Source organism: Mycobacterium sp. JS623 (assembly GCF_000328565.1).
Classification (GTDB): Bacteria; Actinomycetota; Actinomycetes; order Mycobacteriales; family Mycobacteriaceae; genus Mycobacterium.
Window position 1 is genome coordinate 2,783,219 of record NC_019966.1, and the last position, 19,477, is coordinate 2,802,695.

The 19,477-nt window shown below is 65.2% G+C and carries 17 protein-coding genes; 11 read left to right on the forward strand and 6 right to left on the reverse strand.

Annotated elements, in window-relative coordinates; all coding sequences use genetic code 11:
• Positions 1 to 7: 7 nt before the first annotated feature.
• On the reverse strand, positions 8 to 571 hold the full coding sequence (locus tag MYCSM_RS13660) for a type 1 glutamine amidotransferase domain-containing protein (RefSeq protein WP_015306749.1): 564 nt from the start codon (positions 569 to 571) through the stop codon (positions 8 to 10).
• A 148-nt stretch (positions 572 to 719) separates the two neighbouring features.
• Here MYCSM_RS13660 and MYCSM_RS37785 point away from each other — a divergent pair, with 148 nt between their 5' ends.
• Positions 720 to 872 carry a hypothetical protein gene (locus MYCSM_RS37785; RefSeq protein WP_015306750.1) on the forward strand — a complete coding sequence of 51 codons (153 nt, stop codon included), beginning with the start codon at positions 720 to 722 and terminating at the stop codon, positions 870 to 872.
• Positions 873 to 876: 4 nt separating this feature from the next.
• Here MYCSM_RS37785 and MYCSM_RS13665 read toward each other — a convergent pair whose 3' ends face one another.
• Positions 877 to 2,529, reverse strand: coding sequence for an MFS transporter (locus tag MYCSM_RS13665; protein WP_015306751.1), 1,653 nt, complete (start codon positions 2,527 to 2,529; stop codon positions 877 to 879).
• 4 nt (positions 2,530 to 2,533) lie between these two features.
• Complete coding sequence (locus MYCSM_RS13670; RefSeq protein WP_015306752.1) at positions 2,534 to 3,232, reverse strand: LppX_LprAFG lipoprotein; 699 nt, start codon at positions 3,230 to 3,232, stop codon at positions 2,534 to 2,536.
• Between the two features lie 109 nt (positions 3,233 to 3,341).
• Here MYCSM_RS13670 and MYCSM_RS13675 point away from each other — a divergent pair, with 109 nt between their 5' ends.
• The 4 genes from MYCSM_RS13675 (at position 3,342) to MYCSM_RS13690 (ending at position 6,309) form a co-directional block, all read left to right on the forward strand.
• A complete protein-coding gene (locus MYCSM_RS13675) occupies positions 3,342 to 3,959 on the forward strand; it encodes a riboflavin synthase (RefSeq protein WP_015306753.1) in 618 nt (205 codons plus the stop codon).
• A gap of 130 nt (positions 3,960 to 4,089) precedes the next feature.
• Positions 4,090 to 5,361, forward strand: coding sequence for a bifunctional 3,4-dihydroxy-2-butanone-4-phosphate synthase/GTP cyclohydrolase II (locus MYCSM_RS13680; RefSeq protein ID WP_015306754.1), 1,272 nt, complete (start codon positions 4,090 to 4,092; stop codon positions 5,359 to 5,361).
• Positions 5,362 to 5,383: 22 nt separating this feature from the next.
• On the forward strand, positions 5,384 to 5,860 hold the full coding sequence (ribH, locus tag MYCSM_RS13685; protein WP_015306755.1) for a 6,7-dimethyl-8-ribityllumazine synthase: 477 nt from the start codon (positions 5,384 to 5,386) through the stop codon (positions 5,858 to 5,860).
• The gene (locus tag MYCSM_RS13690; RefSeq protein ID WP_015306756.1) at positions 5,857 to 6,309 is read left to right on the forward strand and encodes a PH domain-containing protein; all 453 of its coding nucleotides are present in this window, start codon (positions 5,857 to 5,859) and stop codon (positions 6,307 to 6,309) included. Before ribH ends, MYCSM_RS13690 begins: the two co-directional genes overlap by 4 nt.
• On the opposite strand, the gene MYCSM_RS13695 is transcribed toward MYCSM_RS13690, so the two are convergent.
• A complete protein-coding gene (locus MYCSM_RS13695; RefSeq protein WP_015306757.1) occupies positions 6,296 to 6,772 on the reverse strand; it encodes a GNAT family N-acetyltransferase in 477 nt (158 codons plus the stop codon). The genes MYCSM_RS13690 and MYCSM_RS13695 overlap by 14 nt on opposite strands.
• Positions 6,769 to 8,709 (reverse strand): gamma-glutamyltransferase family protein, encoded by a 1,941-nt coding sequence (locus MYCSM_RS13700; protein WP_015306758.1) that lies wholly within the window; start codon positions 8,707 to 8,709, stop codon positions 6,769 to 6,771. Before MYCSM_RS13700 ends, MYCSM_RS13695 begins: the two co-directional genes overlap by 4 nt.
• Positions 8,710 to 8,821: 112 nt before the next feature.
• On the opposite strand from MYCSM_RS13700, the gene uvrC reads away from it, so the two are divergent.
• The 4 genes from uvrC to whiA are packed head-to-tail and all read left to right on the forward strand — an operon-like array spanning position 8,822 to position 13,702.
• Positions 8,822 to 10,804, forward strand: a complete 1,983-nt coding sequence (uvrC, locus tag MYCSM_RS13705; RefSeq protein WP_015306759.1) for an excinuclease ABC subunit UvrC — start codon at positions 8,822 to 8,824, stop codon at positions 10,802 to 10,804.
• 8 nt (positions 10,805 to 10,812) lie between these two features.
• Entirely contained in the window at positions 10,813 to 11,706 is an 894-nt protein-coding gene (gene rapZ / locus MYCSM_RS13710) for an RNase adapter RapZ (RefSeq protein ID WP_198345084.1), read from the forward strand.
• On the forward strand, positions 11,703 to 12,728 hold the full coding sequence (gene yvcK, locus MYCSM_RS13715; RefSeq protein WP_015306761.1) for a uridine diphosphate-N-acetylglucosamine-binding protein YvcK: 1,026 nt from the start codon (positions 11,703 to 11,705) through the stop codon (positions 12,726 to 12,728). Before rapZ ends, yvcK begins: the two co-directional genes overlap by 4 nt.
• The gene (whiA, locus tag MYCSM_RS13720; protein ID WP_085976614.1) at positions 12,725 to 13,702 is read left to right on the forward strand and encodes a DNA-binding protein WhiA; all 978 of its coding nucleotides are present in this window, start codon (positions 12,725 to 12,727) and stop codon (positions 13,700 to 13,702) included. The genes yvcK and whiA overlap by 4 nt, the downstream gene beginning before the upstream one ends.
• 100 nt (positions 13,703 to 13,802) lie before the next feature.
• On the opposite strand, the gene MYCSM_RS13725 is transcribed toward whiA, so the two are convergent.
• Positions 13,803 to 14,054, reverse strand: coding sequence for a hypothetical protein (locus MYCSM_RS13725; protein ID WP_015306763.1), 252 nt, complete (start codon positions 14,052 to 14,054; stop codon positions 13,803 to 13,805).
• A 132-nt stretch (positions 14,055 to 14,186) separates the two neighbouring features.
• Between MYCSM_RS13725 and MYCSM_RS13730 the strand changes: the two genes are divergently transcribed.
• Both MYCSM_RS13730 and MYCSM_RS13735 read left to right on the forward strand, forming a co-directional pair.
• Positions 14,187 to 16,838, forward strand: a complete 2,652-nt coding sequence (locus MYCSM_RS13730) for an ATP-binding protein (RefSeq protein WP_015306764.1) — start codon at positions 14,187 to 14,189, stop codon at positions 16,836 to 16,838.
• The gene (locus MYCSM_RS13735) at positions 16,835 to 19,474 is read left to right on the forward strand and encodes an ATP-binding protein (RefSeq protein ID WP_015306765.1); all 2,640 of its coding nucleotides are present in this window, start codon (positions 16,835 to 16,837) and stop codon (positions 19,472 to 19,474) included. Before MYCSM_RS13730 ends, MYCSM_RS13735 begins: the two co-directional genes overlap by 4 nt.
• Positions 19,475 to 19,477: the final 3 nt, after the last annotated feature.

Genomic DNA, 19,477 nt, shown 5'->3' on the forward strand with positions numbered 1-19,477 from the left:
GTTCGGACTATGACTTCTCCTTTGCGAACGCCCCGACCAGTGTGCTACAGAACGCGGGCAGGTCGTCGGGCTTGCGACTCGACACCAACGTGTTTGGCCCGCGCGAGCATTCGACAACTTCGTCGTCGACCCAATTCGCGCCAGCGTTGCGAAGATCGGTCGCCACACTTGGCCACGACGTCATCGTCCGGCCGCGGACAACGTCGGCCTCGATCAGCGTCCACGGTCCGTGGCAGATCACTGCAACCGGCTTGCCGGCGTCGAAGAAACTCTTGACGAACGCAACTGCCGCGTCGTTGGTGCGCAGGAAGTCGGGGTTGGCCACGCCGCCGGGCAACACCAGGCCGGCGTAGTCGGCAGAGGAGACGCTATCGGCAGATTTATCGACCTCGAATGTATCGGCCGGTGTCAGGTGGTTGAACGCCTGGACCTTTCCGACCTCCGTCGAAACCAACTCGGGTGTGCCGCCTGCCTGTTCGACGGCCTTCCACGGTTCCGTCAACTCGACCTGCTCGGCTCCTTCGGGGGCGACGAGGAACGCAATAGTCTTGCCTTTCAGTGAACTTGGCATGAATTTTCTCCCGTCTCATTGTTGGCTATCGCACGCGTACCCGGCGCGGCGAGGGACCAATCAGCGCATTGCTGTCGGTACACTCGTACCAAAGCGCTTTCACCGACGAGAGTTGCCGCCTGGTGAGCACTAACAAAGGAAAACGAGCGTGACTGCACTGCAGGACTGGCTCAGCACCCGACCCGTAGATCCGCGGGGCCTCAAAATTTTCATCCGCGACGCCTTGCGGACCCTGACCGCCGACGAGCCGGCAAAGACCGACGAGCCTGCGCTGCTGCGCAGGGGGCTCGAGCGCTGCTGAGCGTCTACTCCTGCCGGTGTCTGCCCGGCCTCGAGATCTGCTGAGTCTGGGCGTCGAACGCCTGTGTCGGCGCCTCGATCATTGTGGTGGGCGTCTCATTCGCACGCCCAGTCTCGGCGACGTCAGCCGCCGGAGCTGATTCCTCGGCGTGCTCATGCCTGCCAGCGATCAACAGGCCCAGCAGGGCACCGATCACGCAGACCAGCGCGGTGATGCCGAAGATCTCCCCGTACTGCATGACGTAGGCCGTGCGGACACGGGCCGCCTGCGCGGCCAGCCGCTCGACGAGGTTGTTGCCGGTGCCGGCGGGCAGGCTGGCCAGATGCTGATTGAAGCGATAAAGCCCCCATGCGCTCAGCGCGGCGATGCCGATCAGCATGCCGATCATGCGGGACACCACCACGGCCGCCGACGCGATCCCATGCTGGGAAGTGGGCACTACCCGCAGCGTCGCCGACGTCAGCGGGCCGATCACCAGACCAAGGCCAAGGCCAGCGATCGCTAGATCGGTGTCGAGAGCCGGCAGGCTGATGAAGCCGAGGTCGTGGCGGGCGGCCAGGAGGTCAACGGGCCACTTCGAGATCAACCAGTAGCCGCCGGCGCCGATCATCAGGCCCACAAACGCCACGATCCGATCGCCGACCTTGGTCGCGATCCAGCCGCCCAGTAGAGCGCCGATCGGCAGGGCGATGAGAAACCGCAGCAGCAAGGCGGCGGCGCCGTTCTTGTCGAGACCGAGCACGCCCTGGCCGAACAGCTCGACGTTGACCAGCGTGACCATCAGCGCCGCGCCTGCGGTCAGCGAGGCGCCGAGCGCGGAAAGGAACGGGCGGAAGTGCACACCGGCAGGCTCAATCAGCCGGGTGCGGGCGAATTTCTCCCACACGAAGAACGCCACACAGGCGAGCGCGGCGCCGATCAGCAGGGGCAGCCCGTAGCTCGGCAGCACCCGCTTGCCGTCCGGCGCCGGGTTGTACAGGCCCCAGGTGGCCAGGCCCAGCGTGATCGCCAGCAGCACACCGCCGATCACGTCGACCTTCTGCGGTTCCTCCGTCTTCTCCCGCGACGGCAGGCTGAAGTGAATCATCACCATCGCGACCGCGGTGAGCGGCACGTTGATCCAGAACACGTCACGCCAGGTGTTCAGCGCCCAGACCACGGCGATGCCGTACAGCGGGCCCAGCACGCTGCCCAGTTCCTGCGCGGCGCCGATGCCGCCAAGCACGGCGGCGCGGTTGCGCGCAGACCACAGGTCGGCCGCGAGCGCCAGCGTGACCGGCAGCAGCGCGCCGCTGGCAGTGCCCTGGATCGCGCGCCCGATGATCAGCTGCAGCAGATCGTCCGACAACGCGGTGATGACCGAGCCGATCGCGAACCCGGCGAGGCTGACCTGCAGCACCAGCTTGCGGCCGAACCGGTCCGAGGCGCGGCCGAGCAGCGGCATGGCCGCGATGTAGCCAAGTAGGTACCAGGTGACGATCGGGGTGACCCGCTGGATCTGATTGATCCCGATCCCGACGTCTTTCATGATGTCGGTCATGATGGTGACCACGACATACGTGTCGAGGGCACCCAGCAGCACTGCGAGGCTGCCGGCGCTGATCGCGACTCGGCGGCCAGATGTCGCCGGCTGAGCGACTCCGGGCGAAGCGCGCATCAGATCAGACCGTGGGCTTGGTGACGGTTACTGACTTACCCCAGTCAGTGCATGTCATCGTGATGCTGTTGCCTGGTGACGGGTCCAGCTTGGCCTGCACGAGTTCGTGGTTGCCGTCCTCGCGGATCCATGCGGTGCCGGGGACCGGAGCGGTCGCGCCGATCTGCGGGGCGATCTTGTTGACCGCGTCGGCGGTCACGTTTCCGGTGACGCGGATGGTTTCGACACCGTTGAGGGTCTCGCGGCCGTCGGTCTTCGCGTCCGAGAAGTTGGCGAGGACGTTGCCCAACCCGGTATCGGGGTTCAGCAGCACTGACACGTCGTAAATGTCGGCGGCAGGTCCGAAATCCTGGAAGCTGCCCTTGGTGAGCGCGCCGAACAGGTTGCCGTCGGCGACCACGAAGTCGACGCCCTGAAGGCGCTGACCCAGGAAGATGATGTTCGCCGTGCCCTGGGCGGCGACGGCGGGCTTGTTCGTCACATCGCCTTCGAGGGTCTCGATCGGCAGTTCCTTGATCTGCCCCTGCACGCTCAGCTTCAGGTGCATGCTCGACTGCGCCTTGGTGGTCTCGCTGGACTCCTTGAGCAGGGTGGCGGCGTCTGGCAGTGGCTTGGACGAGTCCTGCGACTTCGAGGAGCACCCGGCGATAAGGGCGATTGTGGCGAAAAGGGCGGCGAAGATGGCCAAGAGGCGCGTCTGCATGAGTGCATCGTAGAGGGTGCGCTTGTGTGGGCGCGTTGTGCGTGGTGGCGGCCGAACTGCAATCGTGGCTTCCGAACTGGACTTTCGAGCAGGAGCTAGGCTCGTCGGCGTGTTCACCGGAATCGTCGAAGAGCTGGGCGAGGTCGTCGGCAAGGAAGAGCTCGGCGATTCGGCGCGACTCGTCATCCGCGGGCCCGTCGTCACGTCCGATGCCGGACACGGTGACTCGATCGCGGTAAACGGAGTCTGCCTCACCGTGGTCGAGGTGCTGCCGGATGGGGCGTTCAGCACCGACGTGATGGGCGAGACGCTGAACCGGTCGAGTCTGCGCGGTGTCGGTGTCGGCAGCCACGTGAACTTGGAGCGCGCCGCCGCGGTCAACAGCCGCCTCGGGGGACACATCGTGCAGGGACACGTCGATGGCACGGCGCATGTGATCGCGCGGACACCGTCGGAACATTGGGAAGTTGTTCGGATCGCGTTGCCGACCGCACTGTCGCGCTATGTCGTCGAGAAGGGTTCGATCACCGTCGACGGTGTCTCCCTTACGGTTTCCGGTTTGGGGCACGACTGGTTCGAGGTGTCGCTGATCCCGACGACGTTGGATCTGACCACCCTCGGAAGGGCAGAGGTCGGCACCAGGGTGAACCTCGAAGTCGACGTCATCGCGAAGTACGTGGAACGATTGCTTGGCTCCGGCGATCAGCCGGACGGCAGCAACTCCTGACAGGCTTCTGACAGCTCGGAATGTCCGACGGGCATGGCGGCAACGCGCCGATCACCCTGACAATCTCGGTCAATGCCCAGGTCAGGGGAGCGGCAATAACTATCCAGTCGGCGTGGTTCATACTGATGTGATGACGAGGCTGGACTCCGTGGAGCGAGCGGTTGCCGACATCGCCGCGGGTAAGGCCGTCGTCGTCATCGATGACGAAGATCGCGAGAACGAGGGCGACCTCATCTTCGCCGCCGAGAAGGCCACTCCCGAACTCGTCGCGTTCATGGTCCGCTACACGTCGGGCTACCTGTGTGTGCCACTGGATGGTGAGGTCTGCGACCGGCTTGGGCTGCTGCCGATGTATGCGGTCAACCAGGACAAGCATGGCACCGCGTACACCGTCACGGTCGACGCGAAAAATGGTGTGGGAACGGGTATTTCGGCCTCCGACCGTGCCACCACCATGCGTCTGCTCGCCGATCCGTCAAGCGTCGCTGAGGATTTCACCAAGCCGGGACATGTGGTGCCGCTGCGCGCGAAGGACGGCGGGGTGCTGCGCCGGCCCGGCCACACCGAGGCCGCCGTCGACCTGGCGCGACTCGCTGGTCTGCAACCGGCGGGCGCGATCTGCGAGATCGTCAGCCAGAAAGACGAAGGCGCGATGGCGCAGACCGATGAGCTGCGCGTTTTCGCCGACGAGCACGACCTAGCACTCATCTCCATCGCCGACTTGATCGAATGGCGTCGCAAGCACGAAAAGCACATCGAGCGCATCGCCGAAGCCCGCATCCCGACCCGGCACGGTGAGTTCAGGGCGGTGGGCTACACCAGCATCTACGACGACGTCGAGCATGTGGCGCTGGTCCGCGGCGACATCGCCGGACCACACGGCGACGGGCACGACGTGCTGGTGCGCGTGCACTCGGAATGCCTTACCGGCGACGTGTTCGGCTCGCGCCGCTGCGACTGCGGCCCGCAGCTGGACGCCGCAATGGCGATGGTGGCTCGCGAGGGCCGCGGCGTGGTCCTGTACATGCGCGGCCACGAAGGCCGCGGCATCGGCCTGATGCACAAGCTGCAGGCCTATCAGCTGCAGGACGCGGGCGACGACACCGTCGACGCGAATCTCAAGCTCGGCCTGCCCGCCGACGCGCGCGACTACGGCATCGGCGCGCAGATCCTGGTGGATCTCGGAGTGCGATCGATGCGGTTGCTGACCAACAACCCCGCGAAACGGGTTGGCCTTGACGGCTACGGGCTGCACATCATCGAGCGCGTGCCGCTGCCGGTGCGGGCCAACGCGGAGAACATCCGCTATCTGATGACCAAGCGCGACCGGATGGGCCACGACTTGGTCGGCCTTGACGATTACGACGAAGCCGTGCCCGGCGAATTCGGCGGTGCATTGTGAGCAGCCACGGCGGGGCCGTGAATTGAGTGGAGGCGCCGGCGTTCCCGATTTTCCCGATCTGGACGCGAGGGGTGTGACGCTGGGCATCGTGGCCAGCACGTGGCACGTGAAGATCTGCGATGCCTTGCTCGAGGGCGCCCGAAAGGTCGCCGCGGATGCGGGCATTCACAACCCGACCATCGTCCGCGTGCTTGGCGCAATCGAGATCCCGGTCGTGGCACAGGCATTGGCCGCCACTCACGACGCGGTGGTGGCGCTGGGCGTGGTGATCCGCGGCGAGACACCGCATTTCGATTACGTGTGTGACGCGGTCACCCAGGGTTTGACGCGGGTGTCGCTGGATGCGTCCACCCCAGTGGCCAATGGCGTGCTGACGACGAACAACGAGCAGCAAGCGCTGGATCGCGCGGGACTGCCGGACTCAGCAGAGGACAAGGGTGCGCAGGCCGCCGCCGCGGCGCTGTCGACCGCGATGACACTGCGTGACCTGAGGTCATGACTGCTTGGGATATTGAGGTGCGGCCGCATCTGACGCCCTATTTCGCTTATGGCGCGGCTGCGCTGATATTGGCGGTCCACATCGCCGTCGGTGCGCTGCTGAAGATTTCGTCGACCGGCGTGATCTTCCAGACCGCCGATCAGGTGGCGATCGCGCTCCTCGGTGTTGTCATCGCCTGCGCTGTTCTGCTCTTCGCCCGGCCGCGGCTTCGGGTCGGCGCCGCGGGCATTGCAGTGCGAAACCTATTTGGGTACAAGCTGATCCCGTGGTCGGACGTGGTGGACGTGTCATTTCCGCGCGGGGCGCGGTGGGCGCGGGTGGATCTGCCCGACGATGAATACATTCCGGTGATGGCGATTCAGGCCGTTGACAAGGAGCGCGCCGTCGACGCGATGGACCGCGTGCGCGGTCTGCTGGTGCGCTACCGGCCCGACATCAACTCACGCTGAGCGTCATCGCGACTTCGCCACGGTCGCTTGGGTTCTCGGCTGGATTCAGTGTGAAGCCAAGGCTTTCGTAAACGCCACGAGCCACGGCGTTTTCGGCCGCCACCCGCAAGGTGACGGTGCGGGCGCGGCATTGGCTGGCCCAGTCCACCGCAGCCTCTACCAGCGGCCGCGCCAGGCCTCGGCCGCGGGCCGCCGGGTCCAACCACAGCGAATACAGGTACACGGTTTCGGCATTCTCCCGCTGTGCCCCGATCAGGCCAACGGGTCGCTCGTCGATCAGCACAGCGAACTGCGCGTGATCGCGTAACCGGCGGCGCCATTTCGCAGCAGTGAACGTAGCTTCGTGCTGATACTGCGGATCGTTCTCGCCGAGCGAATCGGCCAACGCGCGCAACCGAACTGCGGCGAATGTCCGCCAGTCAGCCTCTGTTAGTCGCGCGACACGTGAGGTAGCTGCGGTCACCGAGTGTCGCCCATGACAAGACCTTCGCGACGCGGGTCTGCGCCACCGTTCCACCCCCCACTGTCGCGCACGATCGCCGACAGCCCACTGGACTGGTCGGCGATGTCGACTTGATGGCCAAGCTGGCGTAGGCCTTGCACCAGTGGATCGTGGTCGCCGTTGTCGGCCGTGTCGATCGCGGGATGTTCACCGCCGACATTGGTCTTCGGCGAGTTCGCCGCACCGAAATCCACCGCTGATACCGCCTGTTGCGGATTCAGGCCCCAATCAATCATTCCGACAAGGGTTTTCACGACGAACTGGATGATGACGGACCCGCCAGGTGACCCCGTCACTGCGTACAACGTCCGCTTCGACTGGCCCGGATCGGTCGGGTTGAACACCAGTGTGGGCGCCATCGAGCTGCGTGGTCGCTTACCTGGCTGCACCCGGTTGGCCACCGGCACCCCGTCCTTATCCGGTTCCGCGGAGAAGTCGGTGAGCTGATTGTTGAGGATGAACCCGTCCACCATGTGAAACGAGCCGAATGCCGATTCCACCGTGGTGGTCATCGACGCCGCGTTGCCCTGGGCATCGATGATGCTGATCTGGCTGGTGCCGTGTTCAGGTATCGGCGGGGCGGGCGGCGTCGGTGGGCCGAACTCGCCCGGCTTCGCGGTGCCCATGGTGTGCTGCTCGGAAATCAATGCAGCTCGGCCTGCGAGGTAATCACTGCCAAGAAGTGTCTCCGGTGAGCCACCCGGCAGGGGCACGAAATCGGTGTCGGCAACGTACTTGTCGCGGTCGGCGTAGGCCAGCCGTTCGGCTTCGGAGATCAGGTGCACACCCATCACTGTTGGCTTGCCGCCGTTCAGGTCGACGTCGGTGGGTTTGTGATCAGCCATCGGGAAATGTTCGAGCATGGCCAGTGTCGCCGCCACCGCGATGCCACCAGAGGAGGGGGGCGGCATGCCGCAAATTTCCTTGCCGCGGTAGGCCGTACAGAGAGGTTCGCGTTTCTTGGCGGTGTAGCGCGACAGGTCGTCGAGCGTCATCACGCTTGGGGTACGGCCGCCGCTGGTGTCGACCGAAGCGGCCACGATGGCCCGCGCGAGATCGCCGGTGTAGAAGGACTCCGGATCGGATGCGATGACGCCCAACGTCTTTGAGTAGGCCGGGTTGGTGAGTTTGATGCCCGACGCCTTCGGGCTGCCGTCGGGGTTCAGGAAGTAGGCCGAGGCGTTCGGATCCACCTTCAGCTTCGGGGCGCCGTCGGCGATCGCGGCGGCCAGCCGCGGGCTGATGTCGAAGCCGTCGTCTGCCATCGACGCCGCGGGACTGAACAGATCACGCCATGGGGTCTTGCCATGCTCGGTGTGGACGGCCTGCAGCAGCCGGAGGATTCCGGGCACGCCGATGGACCGCCCCGAGCCGCGGGCATCGGGTTTGGGCTCGGTGCGGTCGGCATCGGAGATCCAGCGCAGGTAATTCTCGGTGGCGGCCATCGGCGCCGTCTCGCGGCCGTCATAGGCCTGCACCGTGCCGGTCGCGGCGTCGTAATACAGCAGGAAGCCGCCGCCACCGATGCCAGAGGACTGCGGCTCGACCAGGCCAAGCACCGCCTGCGCAGTGACGAGTGCATCGGCGGCGGTTCCACCTTTGTCGAGCACCTCGCAGGCCGCCCGCGTGGCCAGCGGATTGGCGGTAACGGCGGCATAGTGCGACGTCCGAACCGCCGTCATGTCTTTGCGGTAGCCGGTGGCGACCTCGGGGTTGGTCGAGATGTTCGTGGAGGTGGTGGCCGACCCCGAGGCCGGCGCCGCGGACGTCTTGGGAGCCGGTGTCCCGTTCGCGACGATCGAACAAGGGCCAGCCTTGGTGGCCGGTGGCGTCGTCTCCTCGGCGGCACATCCGGCCAGAACCAAGATCACTGCTGCGAGCGGTGCCAGGATCCGCATCACTCGACGGTAGTTGATCGGAGCCGCCTCGGTAACTCCCCGAGTCGTCCCCACGCTTCGCGGTGGGCCCAGCCGCCCTGCCTGCCGGACCGGCGGCAGTAACCTGGAATCCGTGCCCGATCCAGCGACGTACCGGCCTGCCGCCGGATCGATTCCGGTCGAGCCGGGCGTTTACCGGTTCCGGGATCCGCACGGCCGGGTCATCTACGTCGGCAAGGCCAAGAGCTTGCGCAGCCGGCTGAACTCGTACTTCGCAGACATCGCCGGCCTGGCACCGCGCACCCGGCAGATGGTGATGGCTGCGGGCAGCGTCGAGTGGACGGTGGTGACCACCGAAGTCGAGGCGCTGCAGCTGGAATACAACTGGATCAAAGAGTTCGATCCCCGGTTCAACATCCGCTACCGCGACGACAAGTCGTATCCGGTGCTGGCCGTCACGCTGAACGAGGAGTATCCGCGGCTGATGGTGTACCGCGGCTCCAGGCGCAAAGGCGTTCGCTACTTCGGGCCGTATTCGCATGCCTGGGCAATCCGGGAGACCCTCGACTTACTGACCCGGGTGTTTCCTGCCCGCACGTGTTCTGCGGGAGTATTCAAGCGGCACAGGCAAATCGGACGTCCGTGTTTACTGGGGTACATCGACAAGTGTTCGGCGCCGTGCGTCGAGCGGGTCAGCGCTGACGAGCATCGTCAGATCGTCAACGACTTCTGTGATTTTCTGGCAGGCAAGACCGACCGGCTGGCCCGCGACATGGAACAGCAGATGAACGAGGCGGCCGCAGAACTCGACTTCGAGCGCGCTGCCCGGTTACGGGACAATATTTCCGCGCTCAAACGCGCGCTGGAAAAGCAGGCCGTCGTATTCGGCGACGGCACCGACGCCGACGTGGTGGCGTTCGCCGACGACGAACTCGAAGCAGCCGTTCAGGTGTTCCATGTCCGTGGCGGACGTGTTCGGGGTCAGCGCGGGTGGATCGTCGAAAAGTCCGGTGAGCCAGGGGAATCCGGTGAGAGCCAGCTTGTCGAGCAGTTCCTGACGCAGTTCTATGGCGATCAGGTCGAACTGGATGGCGCAGCCGACGAGTCGCTCAACCCGGTACCGCGCCAGGTGCTGGTGCCATGCCTGCCTGACAACTCCGACCAGCTGGCGACCTGGCTGTCGCAGCTGCGGGGATCGCAGGTTTCACTGCGAGTGCCGCGCCGCGGTGACAAGCGTGCGCTTGCCGAGACCGTGAAGCGCAACGCGCAGGATGCGCTGACCCAGCACAAGCTGAAGCGCGCAGGCGATTTCACCGCGAGAACCGCTGCGCTGCAAAGCATTCAGGACGCACTCGGGTTGGCCGATGCGCCGCTGCGAATCGAATGCGTAGATATCAGCCATGTGATGGGTACTGACGTGGTGGCGTCACTGGTGGTGTTCGAGGACGGGCTGCCACGCAAGTCGGACTATCGGCATTACGCGATCAAGGAGGCTGCCGGTGAAGGTCGCTCCGACGACGTGGCGTCGATCGCGGAGGTGACGCGACGCCGCTTCTACCGTCACCTGCACGACACCCAGCATCCGACTGAGCTTGCGCCAGAAGGAAAGTCGCGTAAGTTCGCCTATCCGCCCAACCTGTTTGTGGTCGACGGCGGCGCGCCGCAAGTCAACGCTGCGCAGGCGGCGCTCGATGAATTGGGAGTCGCGGACGTGGCTGTTATCGGGTTGGCCAAGCGGCTGGAGGAGGTGTGGGTGCCGTCAGAGCCGGACCCTGTGATCATGCCCCGCAACAGCGAGGGGCTTTATCTGTTGCAGCGGGTGCGTGATGAAGCACACCGGTTCGCGATCGCCTATCACCGCAGCAAGCGCTCGAAGCGGATGACCGCGTCTGCGCTCGACTCGGTGCGCGGGCTCGGGGAACACCGGCGTAAGGCGCTGGTCACGCACTTCGGCTCGGTGGCCCGGCTGAAGCAGGCCAGCGTCGAGGAGATCACTGCGGTGCCTGGGATCGGCGTGGCAACGGCCAAGGCGGTGCTGGAGGCGCTCGGCGTACCGCCCGATTCCGAAGCGCCCGCCCCCGTCATCGGCAATGATCAGACCAGGGCATCGGGATGACGGAGCATATGCACGAGGAACTGCGCGCTAGCGCCGGCGACACCGGTATCGATGTTGTCCTGGTCACCGGGTTGTCGGGTGCGGGGCGTGGCACGGCGGCGAAGGTGCTGGAGGACCTCGGCTGGTATGTCGCGGACAACCTGCCACCCGAGCTGATCGCCCAGATGGTCGAACTGGGTCTGGCGGCGGGTTCTCGCATCACGCAGCTCGCGGTGGTGATGGATGTGCGGTCCCGTGGCTTCACCGGCGACCTGGATTGGGTGCGCACCGATTTGGCCACGCGGGGCATTTCTCCGAGGGTGTTGTTCCTTGAAGCCTCCGACGACATCCTGGTGCGCCGGTATGAGCAGAACCGACGCAGTCATCCGTTGCAGGGCAACCAGACTCTGGCCGAAGGCATCGCGGCGGAACGGCAGATGCTCGCGCCGTTGCGCGCGGTAGCAGACCTGGTGATCGACACGTCCAAGTTGTCTGTGCCTGCGCTGCGCGAAAGCATCGAGCGCGCGTTCGGCGGCGAGACCATCGCCCAGACCAGTGTGACCGTCGAGTCGTTCGGGTATAAATACGGGCTGCCGATGGACGCCGACACCGTGATGGACGTTCGGTTCCTGCCGAACCCGCACTGGGTGGATGAGCTGCGGCCGCACACCGGCCAGCACCCGGCGGTGCGGGACTACGTGCTCGGACAGCCGGGCGCCGCGGAGTTCTTGGATACCTACCATCAGCTGCTGGACGTCGTGATCGAAGGCTATCGCCGGGAAGGGAAGCGCTACATGACCGTTGCCATCGGCTGCACCGGCGGCAAGCACCGCAGTGTCGCGATGGCCGAGGCGCTGGCATCGCGACTGCAGGACGATGAGCTCACGGTGCGGGTGCTGCACCGGGATCTGGGCCGCGAATGAGCCCACGGATTGTCGCACTCGGTGGCGGGCACGGGCTCTACGCCACGCTGTCTGCCGCCCGTCGGCTCAGTCCGCACGTGACCGCGGTGGTCACGGTCGCCGACGACGGCGGATCGTCGGGCCGGTTGCGTAGCGAGCTCGATGTGGTGCCACCGGGTGATCTGCGAATGGCATTGGCGGCGTTGGCATCTGACAGCCCTCATGGCCGACTGTGGGCGACCATCATTCAGCATCGATTCGGCGGCAGCGGCGCGTTGGCCGGCCACCCGATTGGCAACCTGATGCTGGCGGGGCTCAACGAGGTGCTGGCCGATCCGGTGGCGGCGCTCGACGAACTCGCCCGTGTCCTCGGCGTCAAGGGCCGGGTGTTGCCGATGTGCCCGATGGGGTTGAGCATCGAGGCCGACGTGTCGGGCCTCGAGTCGGATCCGCGGATGTTCCGGGTGATCCGCGGACAGGTGGCGATCGCCACCACCGTCGGTCAGGTGCGACGGGTGCGGCTGCAGCCCGCGGATCCGCCAGCCACCCGCCAGGCGGTCGACGCAATCATGTCCGCAGATCTGGTGGTGCTTGGCCCCGGCTCGTGGTTCACCAGCGTGATCCCACACGTGCTGGTGCCGCAGTTGGCGGCGGCGCTGCAGGCCACGACGGCGCGACGGGCGCTGGTGCTGAACCTGGTAGCCGAGCCGGGGGAGACGGCGGGCTTTTCGGTGGAGCGGCACATCCATGTGCTCGCCCAGCATGCGCCGGGGTTCTCGGTGCACGACATCATCGTCGACTCCAGCCGGGTGCCCAGCGAACGCGAACGCGAGCAGTTGCGTCGGACCGCTACCATCCTCAATGCCGAAGTTGAGTTTGCTGAGGTGTCCAGACCTGGTACACCTTTACATGACCCGGCGAGGTTGGCTGCGGCTCTGGAGGGTGTACGTGTACGTGGGGTGGCCCCGACGCCGAACATCCAGGAGCCGACCGTGCCCACACCGACAGTGAACGGACCGAGAGGTGACGACCCGTGGCGATGACGGCCGAGGTCAAGGACGAGCTGAGCCGGCTGGCGGTCAACTCCGTGAGCGCCCGTCGTGCCGAGGTGGCGTCCTTGCTGCGCTTTGCGGGCGGCCTGCACATCGTGTCCGGACGCGTGGTGGTGGAGGCCGAGGTCGACCTCGGGATCATCGCAAGACGGCTGCGCAAGGACATCTACGACCTGTACGGCTACAACGCGGTGGTGCACGTGCTCTCAGCCAGCGGCATCCGCAAGAGCACGCGCTACGTGGTGCGGGTGGCCAAAGACGGGGAAGCGTTGGCCAGGCAAACAGGCCTGCTCGATCTGCGCGGCCGACCGGTGCGAGGACTTCCCGCGCAGGTGGTCGGCGGTAGCGTCGCTGATGCCGAAGCCGCTTGGCGCGGAGCGTTTTTGGCGCACGGTTCGCTGACCGAACCAGGCCGGTCGTCAGCGCTGGAGGTCAGTTGTCCGGGGCCGGAGGCGGCGCTGGCTTTGGTTGGCGCGGCGCGACGGTTGGGGGTTAGCGCTAAGGCGCGTGAGGTTCGCGGCAGTGACCGCGTCGTGGTGCGCGATGGCGAGGCCATCGGGGCGTTGCTGACGCGAATGGGCGCCCAGGACACCCGGCTGACGTGGGAAGAGCGCCGGATGCGCCGCGAGGTGCGGGCGACGGCGAATCGGCTGGCCAACTTCGACGACGCCAATCTGCGGCGGTCAGCGCGCGCGGCGGTGGCGGCGGCGGCCCGGGTGGAGCGGGCTCTGCAGATCCTCGGCGACACCGTGCCCGATCATCTGGCCGCAGCGGGGAAGCTGCGCGTCGAGCACCGGCAGGCGTCGCTGGAGGAGCTGGGTCGGCTTGCTGATCCGCCGATGACGAAAGATGCTGTGGCAGGCCGGATTCGACGCTTGCTGTCGATGGCCGACCGTAAGGCCAAGCAGGACGGCATTCCCGATACCGAGTCTGCCGTCACGCCTGATCTACTCGAGGACGCCTAGCCGGCGCTTGTTCGCCCGAAATTGCACTGAGGGTCGTGATTTCGATCGAAGCACGACCGTAGATGCAATCTTGCGACGAGGCCTGGCCCGCTCAGCCTTGCTACCCGGCGGTTGGCGGCTCGGGCTGCGGGTTGAAACCACGGATGAGGCCGGGCTTCAGCACCGGCACGCCCGGCGGGTCGGGTTGCGGGTTGAAGCCGCGGATGACACCGCGATCGGTGATGGGCGAGGTGGCGACCTTGCCGGGCGGGTCCGGCTGCGGGTTGAAGGCCTGAGCCGTGCCCACGCTCAGCCCCAGGCCTGCGAGCGCGATGCCGCCTGACAGTAGTGCCCCTACGACGATCTTCTTCATTTTGTTCCCCTTGGTGTGAAGTTCCCGGTCCCCCCGGGTTGGTCTAAAGCTTCCGAGGTGTGCCTTGGCGGATCCTTGGCGGCAAGTGGAATCGCGTGAATATCTGATCGACCTCGTGTTCTATGAGATTCTGTGCGGGTGTCCGCGGGGGGACCGCCTTCTGGCGTTGTCACGTTTCTGTTCACCGATATCGAGGGTTCGACGCGTCGGTGGGAGGCAGACGCGGCTGCGATGCGGGTGGCGCTGCTGGCGCATGACGACGTGTTGCACACCGCAATTGAGGCGCATGACGGTTTTCTGTTCAGCCACACCGGAGATGGCGTCGTAGCGGCGTTCGCGTCGCCCAAGGCGGCCGTTGACGCGGCGATCGATGCGCAGCGCGAGTTGGAGTTACCGGTGCGGATGGGCATCGCCACGGGGGAGGCCGAACTGCGAGATGGGGATTATTTCGGCACCGTGCTCAACCGCGCCGCGCGGGTGATGGCGGCCGGGCATGGCGGTCAAGTGCTGGTGGCGGACTCAACGGCAGTCCTGCTGAGCGGGGTGGAGCTACAGAACCTCGGCCCGCGACGCCTGAAGGATCTGCCGAATCCCATCACGATCTTCCAGCTGAACGCGCCGGGTCTGCGGACGAACTTCCCGGCGCTCCGCACCCTTGACAGAAATCCGGGCAACCTCCGGCCGGCAGCCACCAGCTTCATCGGCCGCGGAGGCGAGGTCGCCAATGTGCAGGCGGCGCTTCGGGCTCATCGTTTGGTCACCCTGACAGGTGTCGGAGGAGTGGGCAAGACCCGGCTCGCACTTGAGGCGGCGGCGCAACTCGTCGGTGAGTTTCCCGACGGGGTATGGGTTTTCGAGCTGGCGGCAGTGACAGATCCCGCAGCGATTCCCGACGCGGTAGCCGCAGTGTTGAGCATCACTCAACAGCCCGGCATGACCGTAAGCGAAAGCGTGGCCGCGGCTTTGGAGGGCCGGGTTCGGTTGTTGGTATTCGACAACTGTGAGCACGTGCTGGACGCGACGGCCGATCTCATCGGGGCGATCCTCGACCGCTCGACGACCGTACGCATTCTGGCCACCAGTCGCGAGGGTTTAAGTGTCGCTAACGAGCAAGTCTGGCCGGTGAAATCGCTGGATACAGTTGCGGCCGGCCACTTGTTCGCCGAACGTGCTTACAGTGTGGCGCCGGCCCTTTCGGCAGAAGACGAGGAAGCCGTCACGGAGATCTGCCAGCGCCTCGACGGCATCCCATTGGCAATCGAGTTGGCGGCTTCGCGCATTTCGTCGATGACCGCGGTCGACGTCCGCGATCGACTCGATCAACGTTTCAAGTTGCTGGTGGGTACTCGGCGGGGCGTTGAGCGACACCAGACGCTGCGTCAGGCTGTCCAGTGGTCCTACGACCTTTTGGAAGACGCGGAAAAGGCGCTGTTGGCGCGGTGTTCGGTCTTCTCTGGCGGATTCGATGTTCAAAGTGCTTGTGCAGTAGCAGGATTCGATGACCGCGACGACTTTGCCGTTCTTGATTTGCTCGATGCACTGGTACGCAAATCACTGCTTGTCACCGATCGGTCAACGGGCCGAGCCCGGTATTCAATGCTGGAGACCATCCGCCAGTTCGCCGAGGAACAACTCGCTAGTCGCGGCGAGGCCGATGAGGCGCGTACTGCACACGCCAGCTACTTTGCGGGGCGCCAAGCAGACATACTCGCGCTGTGGAATAGCCCTCGTCAGCGCGACGCCTACACGTGGTTCACCAATGAGTTGGCGAATCTCCGCGCCGCGTTTCGGTGGGCTGAGGAACACCGCGACCTCGACTCAGCCACCCCCATCGCCGTATACGCGGCGTTGCTCGGGACGTTCGTGGAGAACGTAGAACCCATCACCTGGGTGGAGGAGCTCGTCGAGCCCGCACGCGCCGTCGACCATCCCGGCCTGACGTCGCTGCACTTGATGGCAACTTGGTGCTGGTCGCTCGGGCGGGTCGAAGAAGCGATCCGCTACAGCGAGGCCGGTCAGAAGCTTCTTCTCAGCGGCCGCGACGCAGTGCCACCGGGCTTCGAAAGCTGGCTCGCGGGTGTGTTCAACGTGATTGGCCAAGCCGAGCGGACCGCCGCGTGGTCCCGGGAAATGCTTGCGACCCGTCCAGACCCGTACGCGTTGGCGTCGTCTAGCCTGGTTGCCGCTCTGATGGCATCCGGCGATCACGCGGAGGCAGTCGCCACGGCCAAGCGCCTAGTTCAAACCGCCGATGCCATCTCAAATCCGTGGGCGCGGACGTATGCATTTCTGGTGTACGGCATGGCCTGTTGCGATAGCGATCCCGTCAGCGCGCGAGACGCGCTGCGCAGGGGTTTCGTGATTGCTCAAGAAAGCGGCAACCGCTACAACGAATCTCACATCGCAAACGTGCTGGGACGGCTCGAGGCCTGGTACGGCGACCCCTTGACCGCGATGGGTTATCTCTCTCTGGCCATCCACAACTACCATGACTCAGGCAGTTTCACGGTGATGCGGGTACCCCTTGCCTCGCTCGCAGCATTGCTCCACCGGATCGGTCGCCACGAAAAGTGCGCAATTATCGCGGGTTACGCGTTCAGTCCCTTCGCTAAAAATTGGGTGCCTGAGCTCCGCACCGCGATCACCCAACTCCGCGAGGCCCTTGGTGACGAAACCTATGACACGCTCGCCGGCAAGGGGAAATCGATGACCGCCTCCGGCATCGCGGCGTATGCGTACGACGAAATCGACCACGTTCGAGCAGAACTCGAACGATCGAAATGAAACCGCCGTCGGGGGTCGTGACGTTCCTGTTCACCGATATCGAGGGATCGACTCGTCGGTGGGAGGCAGATGCGGACGTGATGCGGGTAGCGCTCGTTGCGCATGACAAGGTGCTACGCACCGCGATCGACGCGCATGACGGTTTTCTGTTCAGCCACACCGGCGATGGCGTGGTTGCCGCATTCGCGTCGCCAAAGGCGGCTGTCGACGCGGCAATCGACGCGCAGCGCGAGTTGGAGTTGCCGGTGCGGATGGGCATCGCGACCGGGGAAGCCGAACTGCGGGACGGTGACTACTTCGGGACAGTGCTCAACCGCGCCGCCCGGGTGATGGCCGCCGGGCATGGCGGTCAGATCTTGGTCGCAGACTCCACCGCCAGCCTGCTCAGCGGAGTAGAGCTAGTCAGCCTCGGATCTCGTCGGCTGCGAGATCTGCCGAATCCGATCACAGTGTTTCAATTGCACGCGCCTGGCTTGCGTACGGATTTCCCGCCGTTACGGACGATCGATTCCAGTCTGGGCAATCTGCGACCGGCTGCCAGTCGACTCATCGGTCGCGACGACGAAGTTGAGGACGTCGTAGCGGCGATGCGGTCGCACCGGCTTGTCACGTTGGCGGGTGTGGGCGGCGTCGGTAAGACCCGATTGGTGCTTGAGGTTGCCACAGTCCTGGCCGACGAATTTCCTGACGGCGTCTGGTTTTTCGAACTCGCTTCGGTCACCGATCCTGCGGCTGTGCCCGACGCCGTGGCCGCGGTGCTGGGCATCACGCAGCAGCCCGGCATGACGATGAGTGAGTCGATCGCAGCCACTTTGGAGGGCAGGGTTCGCCTCCTGGTCTTCGACAACTGCGAGCACGTCGTTGACGCCGCAGCGGATTTGATCAACCGCATCCTCGAGGGGTCGGCCACGGTGAAGATCCTGTCCACAAGCCGTGAGGGGCTGGGCCTCGCCGACGAGCGATTGTGGCGGGTTCCGTCATTGGCAGTCGTTGCGGCCATCGAGCTGTTCACAGAACGGGCTGCACGGGAAATGTCGGCTGACGAATCCACGGCGGTGGAAGAGGTCTGCCGCCGACTCGACGGCATCCCATTGGCGATCGAGCTGGCCGCATCGCGAATGGAGTCAATGACCGCGACCGAGATGCGCGACCGCCTCGACCACCGATTCAAGCTGCTCGTCCGCTCGCGGCGTGGACTTGCACGCCACCAGACGCTGCGGCAGGCGGTGTCATGGTCGTATGACCTCCTAGAAGAACCGGAAAAGACGTTGCTGGAACGGTGTTCGGTGTTCGCGGGTGGCTTCGACGTCCGAGGCGCTTGTGCCGTTTCAGGATTCGACGATGCCGACGAGTTCGCGATCCTTGACGTGCTCGACACGCTGGTGCGCAAGTCCTTGCTTGTCGCGGATCGATCGACCGGTAAGACCCGGTTTTCGATGCTGGAGACCATCCGCCAATATGCGGAGGAGAAACTGATCGAACATGGGAAAGCGGCCGAAGCGAGTTCGGCCCACGCCCACTTTTTCGCCGACCTCGGAACCGACATGCTCGCGCTGTGGGACAGCCCGCGCCAGCGTGAGGCATATGCCTGGTTCGCAATCGAACTCGCCAATCTGCGCAGTGCGTTCCGCTGGGCCGCCGACCGCGGTGACCTCGACACTGCTGCGGCCATCGCGACATGTGGCTCGTTTCTCGGGTTTTGCGTCGAGAACCTCGAGCCGGTTTCGTGGGCGGAAGAGCTGATCGAGCCGGCGCGTGCAGTTCAGCACCCGCGCCTGGCCAGTCTGTATGTCGGTGCATCGCTGTGCTGGACGGTGGGCCGAGTCGATCAAGCGCTCGTATACGTCGACAGCGGCCAGACCCTCTTGGCGACGTTCGCGGCGAACAGTCCGGATGCGCCGCCGCACGGCTGGGAGGGCGCCCTGGGCGGACCATACATTGCCACCGGGCAACCCGAGCGGTGGGCCGAGCTCTGCCGCACTTCGCTCCAACGCCGCGGCGACAACAACGTGCTCATTCGTATTTGCCGCTCCTTCGCGCTCGCTTTCGCCGGTCTCGTGGAGGACGCGAGAGCAGCGGCCGACGGACTGATCGAAGCGGCTATTGCCTGCGATAACCCGTACTTGCACACGTTCGCGCTCGCCAACTACGGCATCTGCTTGAGCTCAGCAGGCTCCGAACATGATCTCGCGCTCTGCCGACAGGGGTTAGCGCTCGCTCAAGACAGCGGCAATCGGTACACCGGAACGATTCTCGCGACGGCTCTGGCCCGACTCGAAGCCGAGCCGTTTGTTACCGTAGCGGCGCTCGACCACCTGACGATTGTCATTCGGCATTGGCACGACTCAGGGAATGTCGGGGGGGTGGTCGGGCCCCTCGCGATGCTCAGCGGATTCCTCGATCGCCTTGGGCGGTTAGAGGCCGCCGCGACAATAGCCGGCTTCTCGTGCAACCCCGTATCTCTGGCATCGGTGCCAGAGTTCCCCGCTACCATCGCCCACCTCCGCGAAGTGCTCGGCGATCCGACCTACGAATCGTTCGCCGGCCATGGCGAAGCGATGAGCACGGCGGAGGTTGTCGCGTATGCCTATGAGCAAATCGCCCAAGCCCGAATAGAACTCGAACGACTAGCGTGACTC

Coding starts and splice junctions, on each gene's coding strand:
- MYCSM_RS13660 (WP_015306749.1), bottom strand. CDS start 571: ATGCCAAGTTCACTGAAAGGCAAGACTATTGCGTTCCTCGTCGCCCCC.
- MYCSM_RS13665 (WP_015306751.1), bottom strand. CDS start 2,529: ATGCGCGCTTCGCCCGGAGTCGCTCAGCCGGCGACATCTGGCCGCCGA.
- MYCSM_RS13670 (WP_015306752.1), bottom strand. CDS start 3,232: ATGCAGACGCGCCTCTTGGCCATCTTCGCCGCCCTTTTCGCCACAATC.
- MYCSM_RS13680 (WP_015306754.1), top strand. CDS start 4,090: ATGACGAGGCTGGACTCCGTGGAGCGAGCGGTTGCCGACATCGCCGCG.
- MYCSM_RS13690 (WP_015306756.1), top strand. CDS start 5,857: ATGACTGCTTGGGATATTGAGGTGCGGCCGCATCTGACGCCCTATTTC.
- MYCSM_RS13700 (WP_015306758.1), bottom strand. CDS start 8,709: ATGCGGATCCTGGCACCGCTCGCAGCAGTGATCTTGGTTCTGGCCGGA.
- rapZ (WP_198345084.1), top strand. CDS start 10,813: ATGCACGAGGAACTGCGCGCTAGCGCCGGCGACACCGGTATCGATGTT.
- yvcK (WP_015306761.1), top strand. CDS start 11,703: ATGAGCCCACGGATTGTCGCACTCGGTGGCGGGCACGGGCTCTACGCC.
- whiA (WP_085976614.1), top strand. CDS start 12,725: ATGACGGCCGAGGTCAAGGACGAGCTGAGCCGGCTGGCGGTCAACTCC.
- MYCSM_RS13725 (WP_015306763.1), bottom strand. CDS start 14,054: ATGAAGAAGATCGTCGTAGGGGCACTACTGTCAGGCGGCATCGCGCTC.
- MYCSM_RS13735 (WP_015306765.1), top strand. CDS start 16,835: ATGAAACCGCCGTCGGGGGTCGTGACGTTCCTGTTCACCGATATCGAG.